Here is a 16,721-nt window from a genome sequence, read left to right as displayed (position 1 = left end):
TCACGGGTCCGAGCATCAACCGAACGGAAGGGCGGTCGGAGCCTACTGCTCCGACCGCCCCCGTTTCGATGACGTCGAACTACTTGATCTCGCCGACCGAGACGATCTTGCCGCCCTCGACCTTGTAGGCGAAGACCTTGATGTCGGCCGACTCGCCCTTGGCGTCGAACTTGAGCTGCTTCGTGACGCCCTTCTTGTCGTACGCCTTCACGAAGTCGACCATGCCGGCGCGGTCCTTGCCGGCGGCGATGCCGTCGAGCAGGATCGTGGCGGAGTCGTAGCCCTCACCCGAGTAGGTGTTGGGGTCCTCGTTGTACTTCGCCTTGTACGCGGTCCGGAAGTCGGGAGCGACGTCCGGCGGCACGCACGGGCAGGTGATGATCGTGCCCTCGGCGGCGTCCTTGGCGTTGTCGATGAAGGACTGGTCCTTCACACCGTCGGCCACGACGAACGTGCCCTTCCAGCCGCCGTCGCGCAGCTGCTTGATGAGCGGCGCGGCCTCGGGCGAGTAACCGCCGAAGAAGAGGGCGTCGGCACCGGAGCTCGTCACCTTGGTGACGGAGGCGCTGAAGTCGGTCTGCTTCTGCTGGATGGTGTCGTTGCCGACGACCTGCGAGCCGAGGTCCTTGCGGACGATGTCGGCCAGGCCCTTGCCGTACTCGGACGCGTCGTCCATGACGAAGGTCTTGGTCGACTTCAGCGTGTCCTTGATGTACTTCGAGGCCGCGGGGCCCTGCGTGGCGTCGTTGCCGAGGGCGCGGAAGAAGGTCTTCCAGCCGTTCTCGGCCAGCGTCGGGTTGGTCGCGGACGGCGTGATGGTCACGAGGCCGGCCTCGTTGAACGCCGGGTCGGCGGCCTTGGACTCACCCGAGAACGCGGGACCGACGATGCCGACGACCTTCTTGTCGTCGATGGCCTTCTTGGCGAGGGCCGGAGCCTGCGTGGGGTCGCCCTGGGAGTCGTAGTTCTCGAGGGTGACCTTGCAGTCGGCGTGCTTCTTGTTGTAGTCGTCGATCGCGAGGTTCACGCCGTTCTGGATGTAGATGCCAAGGTTGGCGTTCGGACCGGTGAGGGCCCCGAACATGCCGATCTTGTAGTCGTTGCAGGCCGCCGCGCCTCCGCTGCCGGCCGGCGCGGGGGTGTCGCCGCCCTTGGTGCCACACGCACCGAGGGCAAGAGCTGCGACCGCGAGCGGCACAGCGAACTTGAGGGTAGAACGCACGGGTGTCCTCCTGATGTCACACATCCCTCGGTCGAGGGCTGAGACGGAGACTAGGCCCAACCCCGCTGCGAGGTCATCAGGAACTGGCGATCGGTGACCGTGTCGTGACCTAGGTGACGGTCATGACCGGACGTTTTGCGGCGAGTCGCCCCTCAGGAGGCCGGGAAGCCGTTGATGACGGCCTCGGCAACCTCTTTCATCCCGAGGCGGCGGTCCATCGCGGTCTTCTGGATCCAGCGGAACGCGTCGGCCTCGGTGAGCTTGAGCTGGCTCATCAGGACCCCCTTGGCGCGGTCGACGAGCTTGCGGGTCTCGAGACGCTCACCGAGGTCGGCGATCTCGGCCTCGAGAGCCTTGAGCTCGTGCCACCGTGAGGTCGCGATGTCGATGGCCGGCCGCAGGTCGTCGGCCGTGAACGGCTTGACGATGTAGGCCATGACACCGGCGTCACGGGCCCGCTCGACCAGCTCGGTCTGCGAGAAGGCGGTGAGCATGATGACGGGGCAGAGCTTCGCGTCGTGCAGCTGCTCAGCTGCGGAGAGACCGTCGAGCACCGGCATCTTGACGTCCATGATGACGAGGTCGGGCTTGACCTCCTTGGCCAGCTCGACGGCCTGCTCGCCGTTGCTCGCCTGGCCCACCACGTCGTAGCCCTGCTCGCCGAGCATCTCGACGAGGTCCAAGCGGATGAGCGCCTCGTCCTCGGCGACGAGGATGCGGGTGGCACCGCTCGTCGGGGACGCCGGGGCGGCCGTGGTGGCGTCGGTGGTGGCGGCCTCGGGCGCGGCGGGGGTGGGGGCGGGCTTCGGCGTCGTGCTCTCGTCTGTGCTCACGGGCAAAGCCTAGCCGGGGCGAGGTTTCCGTCGCGTTTCGGGACCGTGGACGGGCGACGGGCGGGCGTGTGCGGTCGCCGGACCGTCCACGTGTGGTGCCGAGGGCGGGACTCGAACCCGCACGGCCTTGCGGCCAGAGCATTTTGAGTGCCCCGTGTCTGCCATTCCACCACCCCGGCGGTAGTGCCGCGCCAGCATACCCACGGATGCCGTGCACGCCTGCCGCGTCCACTGCCTCGTCCACGTGGGCTGTCGAGGCGTCCTGTCAGCCCCGACCGACGGACGTCACGGCAGCGCGCGGGCGTCGGGTGCCCGACGCCCTTGCGCGCCCGGTCAGCTGGTGACCTCTTCGGGCCGGTAGGCCGGGGCGGCGCGGTTGACGGCGTCACCGATGCGGTGGACGCGCAGCGCGTTCGTCGAGCCGGGGATGCCGGGAGGCGAGCCGGCCACGATGAGGACCCGGTCGCCCTCGGTGACACGGCCCTCGGGGATGAGCTTGAGGTCGACCTGCATCGCGAACTGGTCGGTGTGGTGCATGCGCGGCACGAGGTAGGTCTCGACGCCCCAGGTGAGCGACAGCTGCGAGCGGACGCGCGGCTCGGACGTGAAGGCCAGCATCGGCAGCCGCGGGCGCAACCGCGCCATGCGAGTGGCCGACCCACCGGTCTCGGTGAACGTGATGAGGAACTTCGCGCCGACGACGTCGCCGATCTCGACAGCGGCCTTGCTCACCGCTCCCCCGACCGTCTTGGGGTTGGTCGTCATGCGGACGATCTTGTCGAAGCCGTGCTCCTCGGTGGACTCGATGATGCGCGCCATGGTGCGCACCGCGTCGATCGGCCAGGCACCGACCGACGTCTCGCCCGAGAGCATGAGGGCGTCGGCGCCGTCGAGGACGGCGTTGGCCGCGTCGGAGGCCTCGGCGCGCGTCGGGCGGGGGTTCTCGATCATCGACTCGAGCACCTGCGTCGCCACGATGACGGGCTTGGCCTCGCGGCGGGCGAGCTCGATCGCCCGCTTCTGGACCAGCGGGACGTCCTCGAGCGGCATCTCGACGCCGAGGTCCCCGCGAGCCACCATGATGCCGTCGAACGCCGCGACGATGCCCTCGAGGTTCTCGACGGCCTGCGGCTTCTCGATCTTGGCGATGACGGGGATGCGGGTGCCGAACTCGTCCATGATCGCGTGCACGTCGGTGATGTCGTCGGCCGAGCGCACGAACGACAGGGCGATCATGTCGACGCCCAGTCGCATGGCGAAGCGGAGGTCCTCGCGGTCCTTGTCGGACAGGGCCGGCACGCTGACCGCGACCCCCGGCAGGTTGATGCCCTTGTTGTTGCTGACGTCACCGCCGACGACGGTCTCGCACACGACGTCCGAGTCGTCGACCGCGACCGCGCGGAGCATGACCTTGCCGTCGTCGATGAGCAGGACGTCGCCCGGGCTGACGTCACCGGGCAGGCCGGCATACGTGGTTCCGACGATGGTGTCGTCGCCCTCGACCTCGCGGGTCGTGATGGTGAAGCGCTGGCCCTGGCTCAGCGTGACCGGGCCGTTGGCGAAGCGGCCGGTGCGGATCTTGGGACCCTGCAGGTCGACGAGGATGCCGACGGCGCGACCGGAGCCGTCGCTGGCCGCGCGCACGTCTCGGTAGACCTGCTCGTGGACGGCGTGGTCACCGTGCGAGAGGTTGAGGCGGGCGACGTCCATGCCCGCGTCGACGAGGGCACGCAGCTGGGTGGGAGACGATGTCTTGGGTCCGATCGTGCAGACGATCTTGGCGCGACGCATGGTTCAACCTTATGGGTGCTGTGACGTGGGTCACCACGGGGGTTCGACCTGTGGGACGACCCGAACGGGTTCCCTTGTGGCCGTAAGGGATCGTGGAAAAAAGAGTGCCCGTATGCCGTGTCGTCGAGGTGACGGCACGGCATACGGGCGGGTGCTGGCGACCGATCAGACGGTGAGCGGACGGTCGGTCGGCGCGACCGGCCTGGGCAGGGCGCTCGAGCCTGTGAGCCACGCGTCGACGCCTGCGGCGGCGGCCCGGCCCTCGGCGATGGCCCACACGATGAGCGACTGGCCGCGGCCCGCGTCGCCCGCGACGAAGACGCCGGGAACCGAGCTCATGAAGTTCTTGTCGCGGCGGACGTTGCTGCGCTCGTCGAGGTCGACGCCGAGCTGCTCGACGACGCCCGGCCCCTGCGGACCGAGGAAGCCCATGGCGAAGAGGACGAGCTGAGCTGGGATCTCGCGCTCGGTGCCCGGCTTCGCGGTGAGCTTGCCGTCGACGAGCTCGACCTCGGTGAGGCGCAGCGCGGCGACGTTGCCCTCGTCGTCACCGACGAACTCGGTCGTGCTGACGGCGTACACGCGCTCGCCGCCCTCCTCGTGCGCGCTCGCGACGCGGTAGAGCATGGGGTAGGTCGGCCACGGCTGGTTGGAGGGGCGGTCCTCCCCCGGCTGCGGCATGATCTCGAGGCTCGTGACCGACGCGGCACCCTGCCGGTGGGCGGTGCCGATGCAGTCGGCACCGGTGTCACCGCCACCGATGACCACGACGTGCTTGCCGGTGGCGAGGATCTGGTCCTCGACCTGTTCACCGAGTGCGGCGCGGTTGCCCTGCGGGAGGTACTCCATCGCCTGGTGGATGCCGCCGAGCTCGCGGCCCGCGACGTCGAGGTCACGGGGCACGGTGGCGCCGAGCGCCAGCACGACCGCGTCGTAGCGGTCGCGCAGCTGGCGGCCGGTGATGTCGACGCCGATGTCCATGCCGTTGCGGAAGCGGGTGCCCTCCGCCTCCATCTGCGCGAGGCGCCGGTCGAGGACGGCCTTCTCCATCTTGAACTCTGGGATGCCGTAGCGGAGCAGACCACCGGCCTTGTCGGCGCGCTCGAAGACGGCGACCGTGTGCCCGGCGCGGGTCAGCTGCTGGGCCGCGGCGAGACCGGCCGGCCCGGAGCCGACGACGGCGACCGTCTTGCCCGAGAGACGCTCCGGCGGCAGCGGCTTGACCAGGCCCTCGTCGAAGGCACGCTCGATGGTCGTGACCTCGACCTGCTTGATGGTCACGGCCGGCTGGTTGATGCCGAGCACGCACGCCGTCTCGCACGGCGCGGGGCAGAGCCGGCCCGTGAACTCGGGGAAGTTGTTCGTGGCGTGGAGGCGCTCGATGGCGTCGGACCAGTCGCCCCGCCAGGCGAAGTCGTTCCACTCGGGGATGAGGTTGCCGAGCGGACAGCCCGAGTGGCAGAAGGGGATGCCGCAGTCCATGCAGCGCCCTGCCTGGCGCTGGAGCTGTCCGAGCTGCTGCTCCTCGTAGACCTCCTTCCAGTCCCGGATGCGGACCGGGACGGGGCGGCGGGTCGGGAGCTCGCGCTCGCGGGTGGTGAGAAAGCCCTGGGGATCAGCCACGGGAAGCCTCCATGATCCGGTGCCAGACGTCGGGTCCGTCGAGGTCGAGGCCCTGGGCCTCGGCCTCGGCACGGACGTCGAGGACACGTTGGTAGTCGCGCGGGAGCACGAGCGTGAACCGCTCGCGAGCCGTCGCCCAGTCGTCGAGCAGCCCGCGGGCAACCGGGGACTCGGTCCACCGGGCGTGCCCCTCGAGCAGCTCCCTGAGTGGTGCGTCGTCCTCGTCGCGCAGGGTCAGCAGGTCGACCATCTCGGGGTTGACGAGGGCCGGGTCGAGGTCGAGGACGTACGCGACGCCACCCGACATGCCGGCCGCGAAGTTGCGCCCGGTCGGGCCCAGGACGACGGCCGCGCCGCCCGTCATGTACTCGCAGCCGTGGTCACCGACGCCCTCGACGACGGCGTGCGCACCGGAGTTGCGCACGCAGAAACGCTCGCCGACGATGCCGCGCAGGAAGAGCTGGCCGGTCGTCGCGCCGTAGGCGATGACGTTGCCGCCGATGACGTTCTGCTCGGCGACGAGGGCCGCGTCGCGGTGCGGGCGCACGACGACGCGGCCGCCCGAGAGGCCCTTGCCGACGTAGTCGTTGGCGTCGCCGAACAGCTGCATCGTCACGCCGGCCGGTAGGAAGGCGCCGAAGGACTGGCCGCCCGACCCCGTCATGGTCAGCTCGATGGTGTTGTCGGCGAGGCCGTGGGGGTGCGCCTTCGTCACGTGGTGACCGAGCATGGTGCCGACGGTGCGGTTGACGTTGCGGACCGCGATCTCGGTGCGCACCTGCTCGCCGCTCTCGATGGCGGGCAGGGCCCGGCTCAGCAGCTCGTTGTCGAGCGCCTTGTCGAGGGCGTGGTCCTGGGTGGCGGACTGGTAGAGGGTTCCGCCGCTCGGGTTGTCCGCCACGGCGAGGATCGGGCTGAGGTCGAGGCCCGACGCCTTCCAGTGCGCGATCGCCTTGTCGAGGTCGAGGCTGCTGACCTGGCCGACGGCCTCCTCGATGGAGCGGAAGCCGAGCGACGCGAGGTGCTCGCGCACCTCCTCCGCGATGTACTCGAAGAACGTCTCGACGAACTCCGGCTTGCCGGAGAAGCGCTGGCGCAGCTCGGGGTTCTGGGTCGCGATGCCGACGGGGCAGGTGTCGAGGTGGCAGACGCGCATCATGATGCAGCCCGAGACGACGAGCGGCGCGGTGGCGAAGCCGAACTCCTCGGCGCCGAGCAGCGCGGCGATGACGACGTCGCGCCCGGTCTTGAGCTGGCCGTCGACCTGCACGACGATGCGGTCGCGCAGCCCGTTGAGCACGAGCGTCTGCTGCGCCTCGGCGAGGCCGAGCTCCCACGGCGCCCCGGCGTGCTTGAGCGAGGTGAGCGGGCTCGCGCCGGTGCCGCCGTCGTGGCCGGAGATGAGCACCACGTCGGCGTGCGCCTTCGACACGCCCGCGGCCACCGTGCCGACGCCGATCTCGGAGACGAGCTTGACGTGGATGCGGGCCGCCGGGTTGGCGTTCTTGAGGTCGTGGATCAGCTGGGCCAGGTCCTCGATCGAGTAGATGTCGTGGTGCGGCGGCGGCGAGATGAGACCGACGCCCGGCGTCGAGTGCCGCGTCTTCGCCACCCACGGGTAGACCTTGTGGCCGGGCAGCTGCCCACCCTCTCCGGGCTTCGCGCCCTGCGCCATCTTGATCTGGATGTCGTCGGAGTGCGTCAGGTAGAGGCTCGTCACACCGAACCGGCCGGACGCGACCTGCTTGACGGCCGAACGGCGCTCGGGGTCGAGCAGGCGGTCGATGTCCTCGCCGCCCTCGCCGGTGTTGGAGCGGCCGCCGAGACGGTTCATCGCGACGGCGAGCGTCTCGTGCGCCTCCTTCGAGATGGAGCCGTAGCTCATCGCCCCGGTGTTGAAGCGCTTGACGATCTCGCTGACCGGCTCCACCTCGTCGATCGGGACGGGCAGGCGGCCGGTGACACCGGTCGGGCGGAAGCCCATCAGGCCGCGCAACGTCATCAGGCGCGAGGTCTGGTCGTCGATGCGGTCGGTGTACTGCTTGAAGATGTCGTAGCGGCGCTGGCGCGTGGAGTGCTGGAGCCGGAAGACCGTCTCCGGGTCGAAGAGGTGCGGCTCGCCCTCGCGGCGCCACTGGTACTCGCCACCGACCTCGAGCACCCGGTGCGGCTGGTGGACGCCGTCGGTCGGGTAGGCCCGGGCGTGGCGCTCTGCCGCCTCGCGGGCGATGACGTCGAGGCCGACGCCGCCGAGCTGGCTGACGGTGCCGGTGAAGTAGCGGTCGACGAGGGCCTGCGACAGGCCGATGGCCTCGAACACCTGGGCGCCCCGGTAGGAGGCGACCGTCGAGATGCCCATCTTCGACATGACCTTGAGCACGCCCTTGCCGAGCGCCTTGATGAGGTTGCGGACCGCCTTCTCGGCGGTCACTCCCTCGATCTCCCCCGAGCGCACGAGGTCCTCGACCGTCTCCATCGCGAGGTAGGGGTTGACGGCTGCGGCGCCGTAGCCGATGAGGAGCGCGACGTGGTGCACCTCGCGCACGTCGCCCGCCTCGACGAGCAGGCCCACCTGGGTGCGGGTCTTCTCGCGGATGAGGTGGTGGTGCACCGCGGCCGTGAGCAGGAGCGACGGGATGGGCGCGAGGTCGCGGCCGGAGTCGCGGTCGGAGAGCACGACGAAGCGCGCGCCCCGGCGGATCGCCTGCGACACCTCGGCGAAGATCTCGTCGAGACGCTCACGCATGGCGGCCGCGCCGCCGGTGACGTCGTAGAGGCCGCGCACCACGTGGGTGGCGTAGCCGGGCAGGTCGCCGTCGGCGTTGATGTGCACGATCTTGGCCAGCTCGTCGTTGTCGATGACCGGGAAGTCGAGGACGAGCTGGCGGGCGTGCGACGGCGATGCCGACAGGGCGTTGCCCTCGGGGCCCATGTAGGTGCCGAGCGAGGTGACGAGCTCTTCGCGGATGGCGTCGAGCGGGGGGTTGGTGACCTGCGCGAAGAGCTGGGTGAAGTAGTCGAAAAGCAGGCGCGGCCGCGAGGACAGCACGGCGATGGGCGTGTCGGTGCCCATGGAGCCGAGCGCCTCTCCCCCGGACTTCGCCATCGGGGTCAGCAGGATGCGCAGCTCCTCGGCCGTGTAGCCGAACGTCTGCTGGCGCCGCGCGACGGACGCGGCCGTGTGCACGATGTGCTCGCGCTCGGGGAGGTCCTCGAGCCGGATGAGGCCGGCGTGCAGCCACTCGGCGTACGGCTTCGCCGCCGCGAGCTGGCTCTTGATCTCCTCGTCGCTGACGATGCGGCCGTGCTCGGTGTCGACGAGGAACATCTTCCCGGGCTGGAGCCGCCCGCGCTGGACGATGGTCTCGGGCTCGAGCTCGAGCACCCCGGACTCGGAGGCCAGGACGACGAGGCCGTCGTTCGTCACGGTGTAGCGACCGGGCCGCAGGCCGTTGCGGTCGAGCACCGCACCGACCAGCGTGCCGTCGCTGAAGCAGACGTTGGCCGGGCCGTCCCACGGCTCCATGAACGTCGAGTGGAACTCGTAGAAGGCCTTGCGGGCGGGGTCCATCGTGGCGTGGTTCTCCCACGCCTCGGGGATCATCATCAGCACGGCGTGCGGCAGCGAGCGGCCACCGAGGTGGAGCAGCTCGAGCGCCTCGTCGAAGCTCGCCGAGTCGGACGCGTCAGGCGTGCAGATCGGGAACAGCCGCTCGAGGTCGCCCGGGATGATGTCGGAGGTCAGCAGGCTCTCGCGGGCGTGCATCCAGTTGCGGTTGCCCTTGACGGTGTTGATCTCGCCGTTGTGCGCGATGAGGCGGTACGGGTGCGCGAGCGGCCACGACGGGAAGGTGTTGGTCGAGAAGCGCGAGTGCACGAGCGCGAGCTCGGTGGCGAAGGCCGGGTCGGAGAGGTCGGGGAAGAACGGCTCGAGCTGCCCGGTGGTGAGCATGCCCTTGTAGACGATGGTGCGCGAGCTCAGCGACGCGAAGTAGACGTCGACCTCGTGCTCGGCGCGCTTGCGCAGGCAGAACGCGAGCCGGTCGAGCCCGAGGGCGACCTGGCGGCCGATGGCGCTGCTGACGAAGAGCTGCTCGAAGGCCGGCATGCACGCGCGGGCGACCTCGCCCACGAGCTCGGCCTCGACGGGCACCTCGCGCCAGCCGAGCACCTTGAGGTTCTCGGCGACGGCGATCTCCTCGATGCGGGCCTTGGCGGCCGCGCGCTCGTCGGCGTCGCGGGGAAGGAACGCCAGCCCGGCGGCATACGCACCGTTGTTGGGCAGCGTGAAGGGCACGTGGGCCCGGAAGAAGGCGTCGGGGATCTGCGTCAGGATGCCGGCGCCGTCACCGACGGACGGGTCGGCACCGGTGGCGCCCCGGTGGTCGAGGTTGCGCAGCGCCGTCAGGGCGTGGTCGACGATGTCGTGGCCCGCCGTCCCCCGCATGGTCGCGATGAGGGCGACGCCGCAGGCGTCGTGCTCGAACTCGCGTCGGTAGAGGCCGGAGCTCTCCGGGTGCGCACTGAAGAGGGCGCGGGTGCGGGTGTGCGGCGACATTTCACCGTCCTTCTGCTGGGACCTGACCGCGACCGCGACCGGCCACACGACATGACTCAGGGCATGTGGACGGCGCTGGCCACAGGCTTGCTGGACGACGATATCGGAGTGGCCGCTCGTCCTACCTGTTGATACGGCGTATTCCGAATCGTGAGACGTCGTGCTCACATCCGAACGGTCGGGCGGTCTGCGGTGCCGTCAGGACTGTGCGGGACGGTCCGCCTCCGTCGCCGCAACTGCGCTGTCGTTTGACCCGTCGGCGGTCTCACCTGCCGCAGGATCTTCGGCGGGCCCGGCGGCGGTGTCGTGGTCTGGCTCGTCGTCGGCCTCGGACTCCCGCGCCGAAGGGTGTTTCTCGTCACCCTCGGGAGTGGGCTGCGGCGGCGGCTCCATGCCGCCGAAGCGCCGCCACAGGTGGACGCCGAGCAGGAACACGAGGATCGAGACCCAGGTGTTGACGCGCTGGCCGAGGATGAGGTTGGCCGAGTCGCTGCGCATGTTCTCGATGACGATGCGGCCCACGGGGTAGCCCATGACGTAGGCCGCGAAGACCTGTCCCGACCGCGGGGTGTGACGGCGACCCAGCCAGACGAGGAAGGCCGCCAGCAGGAGGCACCAGAGCGCCTCGTAGAGGAAGGTCGGGTGGAAGTAGCCCTTGACGACCGGGTTGCCCTGCCCGTCGACGAGCGCACGCCCGGCCGAGGTGTCCCACTCGTAGATCTTGAGCTTCCACGGCAGGTCGGTGGGCGCGCCGTAGATCTCGTTGTTGAACCAGTTGCCGAAGCGGCCCATCGCCTGGGCGAGCGCCAGCCCCGGCGCGGCCGCGTCGACGAAGTCGCGGAAGGCGACCCCGTTCTTGCGGCAGCCGATCATCGCGCCCACGGCGCCGAGCGCCACCGCACCCCAGATGCCGAGGCCGCCCTCGTAGATGGCGAAGGCCTTCCACGGGTCGCCGCCCTCGCCGAAGTACGGCTGCGGCGTGGTGATGAGGTGGTAGAGGCGTCCGCCGAGGATGCCGAACGGGACGGCCCAGGCGGAGATGTCGATGGCGATGCCCTTGCGGTGCCCGCGCGCTTCGAGGCGTCGCTGGGTCAGCCAGACGGCGACGACGATGCCGGCGAGGATGCACATGGCGTAGCCACGGATCGGCAGGGGGCCCAGGTGCCAAACCCCGACGCTGGGCGACGGGAGCTCGGCGGGGAGCACGGTGCCCAGCCCCGCCGGCACGGCGGCGAGCAGGCTCACGGTCGACTCCGGCGTACGCCGCCGGCCAGCTCGCGGGCCAGCGCGCCGAGCGCGTCGAGTCCCTGCTGCTCGGAGTCGGCCTCGGTGAGGCAGCGCACGAGCGCCGACCCGACGATGACACCGTCGGCGAAGCGGCCCACCTGTGCGGCTTGGTCGCCGGTCGAGACCCCGAGCCCCACGCAGATGGGGATGTCGGTGTGCTCGCGGGTGCGGGAGACGAGCGCGTCGGCGGCCTCGCCCACGCTGGCGCGGGCGCCTGTGACGCCCATGACGGCCGTGGCGTAGACGAAGCCGCGGCTTGCCGCCGTCACGGCGGCGAGGCGCTCGGGGGTGGAGCTGGGCGCGACGAGGAAGACCTTGTCGAGGTCGTTCGCGTCGGCGGCCGCGATCCACGGGCCTGCCTCGTCGGGGATGAGGTCGGGCGTGATGAGACCGGCGCCGCCGGCTGCCTTGAGGTCACCGGCGAACCGGTCGACCCCGTAGCGCAGCACGGGGTTCCAGTAGGTCATCACGAGGGCACCGGCGCCCGCGTCGGAGACCGCACGGGCGGCGGTGAAGATGTCGGACAGGCGCACCCCACCGGCGAGCGCGCGCACCGCGGCGTCCTGGATGACGGGCCCGTCCATGACGGGGTCGCTGTAGGGCACGCCGATCTCGACGATGTCGACACCGGACTCGACGAGCACCCGCATCGCCGCGATCGAGCCCTCGACCGTCGGGAAGCCGACCGGGAGGTAGCCGATGAGCGCCGCGCGACCTTCCGCACGGCACCGTTCGAGGACGGGACCGACGCTCACAGCTGCTCCCCCACGCCCTTGGCACCCGGGTCGTCGGGCAGGCGCGTGCCGCCGTCGTCGTCGATGAGGCCGAACCACCGTGCGGCGGTGTGGACGTCCTTGTCGCCGCGACCCGAGAGGTTGACGAGGATGACGGCCTCGGGACCGAGCTCACGGCCGAGCTTCATGGCCCCGGCGAGCGCGTGCGAGCTCTCGATCGCCGGCAGGATGCCCTCGGTGCGCGAGAGCAGCGAGAACGCCTCCATGGCCTCGACGTCGGTGATGGGGCGGTACTCGGCCCGGCCCGACTCGAGCAGGTACGCGTGCTCGGGTCCGACGCTCGGGTAGTCGAGGCCCGCCGAGACGCTGTGCGACTCGATGGTCTGGCCGTCGTCGTCCTGGAGCACGTAGGTGTAGGCGCCGTGCAGGACCCCGGGGATGCCGGAGGCGAACCGCGCGGCGTGCTTGCCCGACTCGACGCCCTCGCCACCTGCCTCGAAGCCGACGAGGCGCACCGATGCGTCGTCGATGAAGCGGTGGAAGATGCCCATCGCGTTGGATCCGCCCCCGACGCAGGCGCAGACGACGTCGGGCAGTCGGCCGACGAGGTCGAGCACCTGCTGGCGGGCCTCGACCCCGATGACGCGGTGGAAGTCGCGGACCATCTCGGGGAAAGGGTGCGGCCCGGTCACGGTGCCGAGGACGTAGTGCGTGGTCGCGACGTTGGTGACCCAGTCGCGGAACGCCTCGTTGACGGCGTCCTTGAGCGTCTTGCTGCCGTGGTCGACGGGGACCACCTCGGCGCCGAGCAGCCGCATGCGGGCCACGTTGAGGGCCTGTCGCTCGGTGTCCTTGCGGCCCATGTAGATGACGCACTCGAGGCCGAGCAGCGCCGCGGCGGTGGCGGTGGCGACGCCGTGCTGACCCGCGCCGGTCTCGGCGATGACGCGGGTCTTGCCCATGCGCCTGGTGAGCAGTGCCTGGCCGAGGACGTTGTTGATCTTGTGCGAGCCCGTGTGGTTGAGGTCCTCGCGCTTGAGGATGACGCGGGCCCCGCCGCAGTGCTCGGCGAAACGCGGCACCTCGGTGATGATGCTGGGACGGCCGGTGTAGGTGCGCTGGAGGAGTTCGAGCTCGCCGACGAACTCGGGGTCGACGACCGCCTTGTGCCAGACCTCCTCGAGCTGCTCGAGGGCGGGGATGAGGGCTTCGGGGACGTAGCGGCCACCGAACTCGCCGAACCGGCCGTGCGCCGGTGCCTTGGACGTCGTCATGCTCACTCCTGGTCGGCGCCGGCGCGCGCTGCGGCCGCTGCCTCGATGAACGCACGGACGGCGTGCTCCGGTGCGCCGTCGCGCACGAGTGCCTCGCCGACGAGCACGGCTCCGGCTCCGGCTCGCACGTAGGTCACGACGTCGTCGGGACCGGTCACGCCGCTCTCGGCGACGCCGACGATGCCCTCGGGGACGCGGGGCAGCAGGTCGGTAACGGTGCGGGGGTCGACCTCGAGGGTCTTGAGGTTGCGGGCGTTGACGCCGACGAGCACCGGGTCGAGGGCGAGGGCGCGGTCGAGCTCGGCGGCGTCGTGCACCTCGACGAGCGCCGTCATGCCGAGCTCACGGGCCTGCTGGTGCAGGTCGCGCATGAGCGCGTCGTCGAGAGCGGCGACGATGAGGAGGATCAGGTCGGCGCCGTGCGCCCGAGCCTCGGTGACCTGGTAGGCGTCGACCATGAAGTCCTTGCGGAGCAAGGGAGTTCGCACGGCCGCGCGCACCTCGTCGAGGTCGGCCAGGCTGCCTGAGAACCGGCGCTGCTCGGTGAGCACGCTGATGGCGCTCGCTCCCCCGGCGGCATACGCCCCCGCGAGACGGCCCGGCTCGGGGATGTCGGCCAGGGCACCCTTGCTGGGGCTCGACCGCTTGACCTCGGCGATGACCGCCACGCCCTCGGCGGAGCGGATGCCGGGCATCGGGTCGAGCGCCGGCGCCACGGAGGTGAGGCGTGCCTCGAGCTCGGTGAGGGGCACGGTGGCGCGGCGACGCCCAAGATCCTCGCGGACGCCGCTGATGATCTCGTCGAGAACGGTCGGCACTGCTCTCAGCTCTTGCCGAGGGTCTCGGCGCCCGCCTCGTCGGGGGCGTCGACGACCGACCCGGCCTGCGCGTGGTGCTTGTCGGCGCCGTAGCCGGCCATCGACAGGACCTTGCCGGCGACGATGCCGGCCACGATGACGACCCCGCCGATGATGCCGAGGACGAGGCTGGGGATGACGACCGCGACCGACGCGATCGCCGTGCCGAGCAGGATGACCCCGACCCCCGTCCAGGCGGCGGTGCTGTGACCGTGGTCCTCGTGCTGCTCTTCCATGGCGTCCTCTCTCGTCCGGTCGGCTCCACGCCCGTGCGGGCCGACGCTGCTCATTCTGTCAGGTCTCGTCAGGGGCGTCGCGCAGGGTCGGGTCGTGGCCCTCGCTCAGCTCGTCCCACGTCGTGCGGACCTCTCCGCGGGGGCCGCTGGCCGGCTTGGTGCCGCGCTCGTAGCGGCCCGAGAGGCCGGCCCAGGAGCGGCTCGAGGCCGCGGTGAGCACGGCGCCGACGGCGAGCAGTCCGGCCGTCGCCACCGCCAGCCAGGCCCAGACGGTGGTGGTCCCGGTGGCGGCGGGCGCGGTGGTGCGGGCGAGCTCGCGCGCTACGGCGTCGGCGACCGTCGTGACCGGGCGCAGCGCGACGAACAGCGTCATGAGCGCGGCCCCGAGTGCCGCGAGCACCAGGACGCCCGCCGAGATCGCGCGGATGACGCGTCCGCCGGTCATGAGGCCGAGCAGGGCGACCACGCAGACGGCACACAGCCCCACGACCCCGGGGGCCGCTGCGCCGCCGCTCACCTCGGTGACCGCGCGGCTGAGCACGTCGCGGGACTCACCGCTGGCCCACGTGCGCGTCGTCAGGCCGAGCAGCAGCACGGCCGGCACGAGGACCACGAGCGTGGCCCACTTCTTGTCGAGGGCGAGAGCGGTCATGCCCGGTGGTTTCCCAGCGGTCGCAGTCCCCCGGCCGCGGCGACGGCCCGCAGCGCGGCGGCTGCCTTGTTGATGGTCTCCTCGTACTCCAGGTGCGGCACCGAGTCCGCCACGATCCCGGCCCCGGCCTGCACGTGGGCCCGGCCGTCCTTGATGAGGGCCGTGCGGATGGCGATGGCCATGTCGAGGTCGCCGGAGAAGTCGAGGTAGCCGACGACGCCGCCGTAGAGACCGCGGCGCAGGCCCTCGTAGTCGTCGATGAGCGCCATCGCCCGCGGCTTCGGCGCCCCGCTCAGCGTGCCCGCCGGGAACGTCGCGACGAGGGCGTCGTAGGCGCTCTGGTCGTCGCGCAGGTCACCGACCACGGTCGACTCGATGTGCATGATGTGGCTGTAGCGCCGGACCGACATGAAGTCGACGGTGTCGACGGTGCCCGCCCGGCAGATCCGCTGGAGGTCGTTGCGTGCCAGGTCGACGAGCATGAGGTGCTCGGCCCGCTCCTTGGCGTCGCCGAGCAGCTCCTCGGCGAGGTGCGCGTCGTGGTCGGGGCTCTTCCCGCGCGGACGCGAGCCGGCGATGGGGTGCGTGATCGCCTGCCGGCCGGTGACCTTGATGAGGGCCTCGGGGCTCGAACCGACGATGTCGTACGACGAGCCGTCGGGGTGCGGCAGGCGCAGCAGGTACATGTAGGGGCTGGGGTTGCTGACCCGCAGCGCCCGGTAGACGTCGAGCGAGTCGGCGGCGCACGGCACGGTGAAGCGCTGCGAGACGACGATCTGGAAGGCCTCGCCGCCGCGGATCGCCTCCTTGGCCTCCTCGACCATGTCCTCGAACGCGGCCCGCGTGTGGCTGCTCGTCGGCTCGCTCGAGAGCGGCTCGATGGTCGCCACCGTGCTGGGCGCCGGCGCGGCGAGCTCGTCGGTCATCCGGTCGAGCCTGGCGACCGCGTCGGCCCAGGCGTCCTCGATGCGCTCGTCGGTCGCGTCGTGGTTGACGGCGTTCGCGACGAGCAGCAGCGAGCCGTCGCTGTGGTCGAACACCGCGAGGTCGGTGGCGAGCATCATCGCGACCTCGGGCAGCCCGAGGTCGTCGCGTCCGCCGTCGGGGACCTTCTCCCAGTGGCGCACGGCGTCGTAGGTGATCGCGCCGACCAGCCCGCCCGTCAGAGGTGGCAACCCGGGCGTACGCGGTGTGGCCAGCGCGGCGACCGTGTCGCGGATCGCAGCCGTCGGGTCACCGTCGACCGGCAGCCCGACCGGCGGGTCGCCGATCCAGTGGGCCGCGCCGTCGCGCTCGGTCAGCGTCGCCGCGCTCCGTGCCCCGACGATCGAGTAGCGCGACCACACGCCGCCGTGCTCTGCGGACTCGAGCAGGAAGGTGCCCGGAGCGTCCTTCGCGAGCTTGCGGTAGACGCCCACGGGGGTCTCGGCGTCGGCGAGCACCCGGCGTACGACCGGGATGACGCGACGGTGCTCGAGCGCGAGCTCGGTGAAGACCTCGAGGCTCGGCCAGGTGCGGCCCCACGCGAGGTCTGCGTGTGGCGCGGGCGCGGCAGCGAGCGAGGTGTTCGAGTCGGGCACCGGCCCATTCTGGCCCACGCCCCCGGGTGCCGCGTCGCCGGCTCGACCGTCGAGAGGCCAGCCGACCGTCACGA

Annotated in this window: 12 protein-coding genes and 1 tRNA gene; all 13 read right to left on the bottom strand. The window is 71.0% G+C overall.

Going from position 1 to position 16,721, the window contains the following annotated elements; all coding sequences use genetic code 11:
- Positions 1-79 precede the first annotated feature (79 nt).
- Complete coding sequence (locus ACFQ2V_RS11025) at positions 80-1,222, bottom strand: branched-chain amino acid ABC transporter substrate-binding protein (RefSeq protein WP_386052741.1); 1,143 nt, start codon at positions 1,220-1,222, stop codon at positions 80-82.
- Between the two features lie 152 nt (positions 1,223-1,374).
- Positions 1,375-2,055, bottom strand: coding sequence for an ANTAR domain-containing response regulator (locus tag ACFQ2V_RS11020; RefSeq protein ID WP_386052740.1), 681 nt, complete (start codon positions 2,053-2,055; stop codon positions 1,375-1,377).
- Positions 2,056-2,148: 93 nt separating this feature from the next.
- Positions 2,149-2,234 (bottom strand) — tRNA-Leu (locus ACFQ2V_RS11015).
- A gap of 154 nt (positions 2,235-2,388) precedes the next feature.
- The gene (pyk, locus tag ACFQ2V_RS11010) at positions 2,389-3,846 is read right to left on the bottom strand and encodes a pyruvate kinase (RefSeq protein WP_386052739.1); all 1,458 of its coding nucleotides are present in this window, start codon (positions 3,844-3,846) and stop codon (positions 2,389-2,391) included.
- Between the two features lie 165 nt (positions 3,847-4,011).
- Positions 4,012-5,469, bottom strand: coding sequence for a glutamate synthase subunit beta (locus ACFQ2V_RS11005; RefSeq protein ID WP_386052738.1), 1,458 nt, complete (start codon positions 5,467-5,469; stop codon positions 4,012-4,014).
- On the bottom strand, positions 5,462-10,027 hold the full coding sequence (gltB, locus tag ACFQ2V_RS11000; RefSeq protein ID WP_386052737.1) for a glutamate synthase large subunit: 4,566 nt from the start codon (positions 10,025-10,027) through the stop codon (positions 5,462-5,464). The genes ACFQ2V_RS11005 and gltB overlap by 8 nt, the downstream gene beginning before the upstream one ends.
- Before the next feature lie 198 nt (positions 10,028-10,225).
- Positions 10,226-11,272, bottom strand: a complete 1,047-nt coding sequence (lgt, locus tag ACFQ2V_RS10995) for a prolipoprotein diacylglyceryl transferase (protein ID WP_386052736.1) — start codon at positions 11,270-11,272, stop codon at positions 10,226-10,228.
- A complete protein-coding gene (gene trpA, locus ACFQ2V_RS10990; protein ID WP_386052735.1) occupies positions 11,269-12,069 on the bottom strand; it encodes a tryptophan synthase subunit alpha in 801 nt (266 codons plus the stop codon). The genes lgt and trpA overlap by 4 nt, the downstream gene beginning before the upstream one ends.
- Complete coding sequence (gene trpB / locus ACFQ2V_RS10985) at positions 12,066-13,322, bottom strand: tryptophan synthase subunit beta (protein ID WP_386052734.1); 1,257 nt, start codon at positions 13,320-13,322, stop codon at positions 12,066-12,068. Before trpB ends, trpA begins: the two co-directional genes overlap by 4 nt.
- 2 nt (positions 13,323-13,324) lie before the next feature.
- Complete coding sequence (gene trpC / locus ACFQ2V_RS10980; RefSeq protein ID WP_386052733.1) at positions 13,325-14,140, bottom strand: indole-3-glycerol phosphate synthase TrpC; 816 nt, start codon at positions 14,138-14,140, stop codon at positions 13,325-13,327.
- A 5-nt stretch (positions 14,141-14,145) separates the two neighbouring features.
- Positions 14,146-14,415: an HGxxPAAW family protein gene (locus ACFQ2V_RS10975; protein WP_386052732.1), complete on the bottom strand. Its 270-nt coding sequence runs from the start codon at positions 14,413-14,415 to the stop codon at positions 14,146-14,148.
- A gap of 58 nt (positions 14,416-14,473) precedes the next feature.
- Entirely contained in the window at positions 14,474-15,067 is a 594-nt protein-coding gene (locus ACFQ2V_RS10970) for a Trp biosynthesis-associated membrane protein (RefSeq protein ID WP_386052731.1), read from the bottom strand.
- Positions 15,064-16,647, bottom strand: coding sequence for an anthranilate synthase component I (locus ACFQ2V_RS10965; protein ID WP_386052730.1), 1,584 nt, complete (start codon positions 16,645-16,647; stop codon positions 15,064-15,066). Before ACFQ2V_RS10965 ends, ACFQ2V_RS10970 begins: the two co-directional genes overlap by 4 nt.
- Positions 16,648-16,721 lie beyond the last annotated feature (74 nt).

The sequence above is a fragment of the Terrabacter terrigena genome (assembly GCF_042676085.1).
Classification (GTDB): Bacteria; Actinomycetota; Actinomycetes; order Actinomycetales; family Dermatophilaceae; genus Terrabacter; species Terrabacter terrigena.
This window is presented reverse-complemented; position numbering and strand designations above follow the sequence as displayed.

Bases quoted from the DNA above. Each gene is read 5' to 3' on its own strand.
- pyk (WP_386052739.1), bottom strand. From the start codon at position 3,846: ATGCGTCGCGCCAAGATCGTCTGCACGATCGGACCCAAGACATCGTCT.
- gltB (WP_386052737.1), bottom strand. From the start codon at position 10,027: ATGTCGCCGCACACCCGCACCCGCGCCCTCTTCAGTGCGCACCCGGAG.
- trpB (WP_386052734.1), bottom strand. From the start codon at position 13,322: ATGACGACGTCCAAGGCACCGGCGCACGGCCGGTTCGGCGAGTTCGGT.
- ACFQ2V_RS10975 (WP_386052732.1), bottom strand. From the start codon at position 14,415: ATGGAAGAGCAGCACGAGGACCACGGTCACAGCACCGCCGCCTGGACG.
- ACFQ2V_RS10970 (WP_386052731.1), bottom strand. From the start codon at position 15,067: ATGACCGCTCTCGCCCTCGACAAGAAGTGGGCCACGCTCGTGGTCCTC.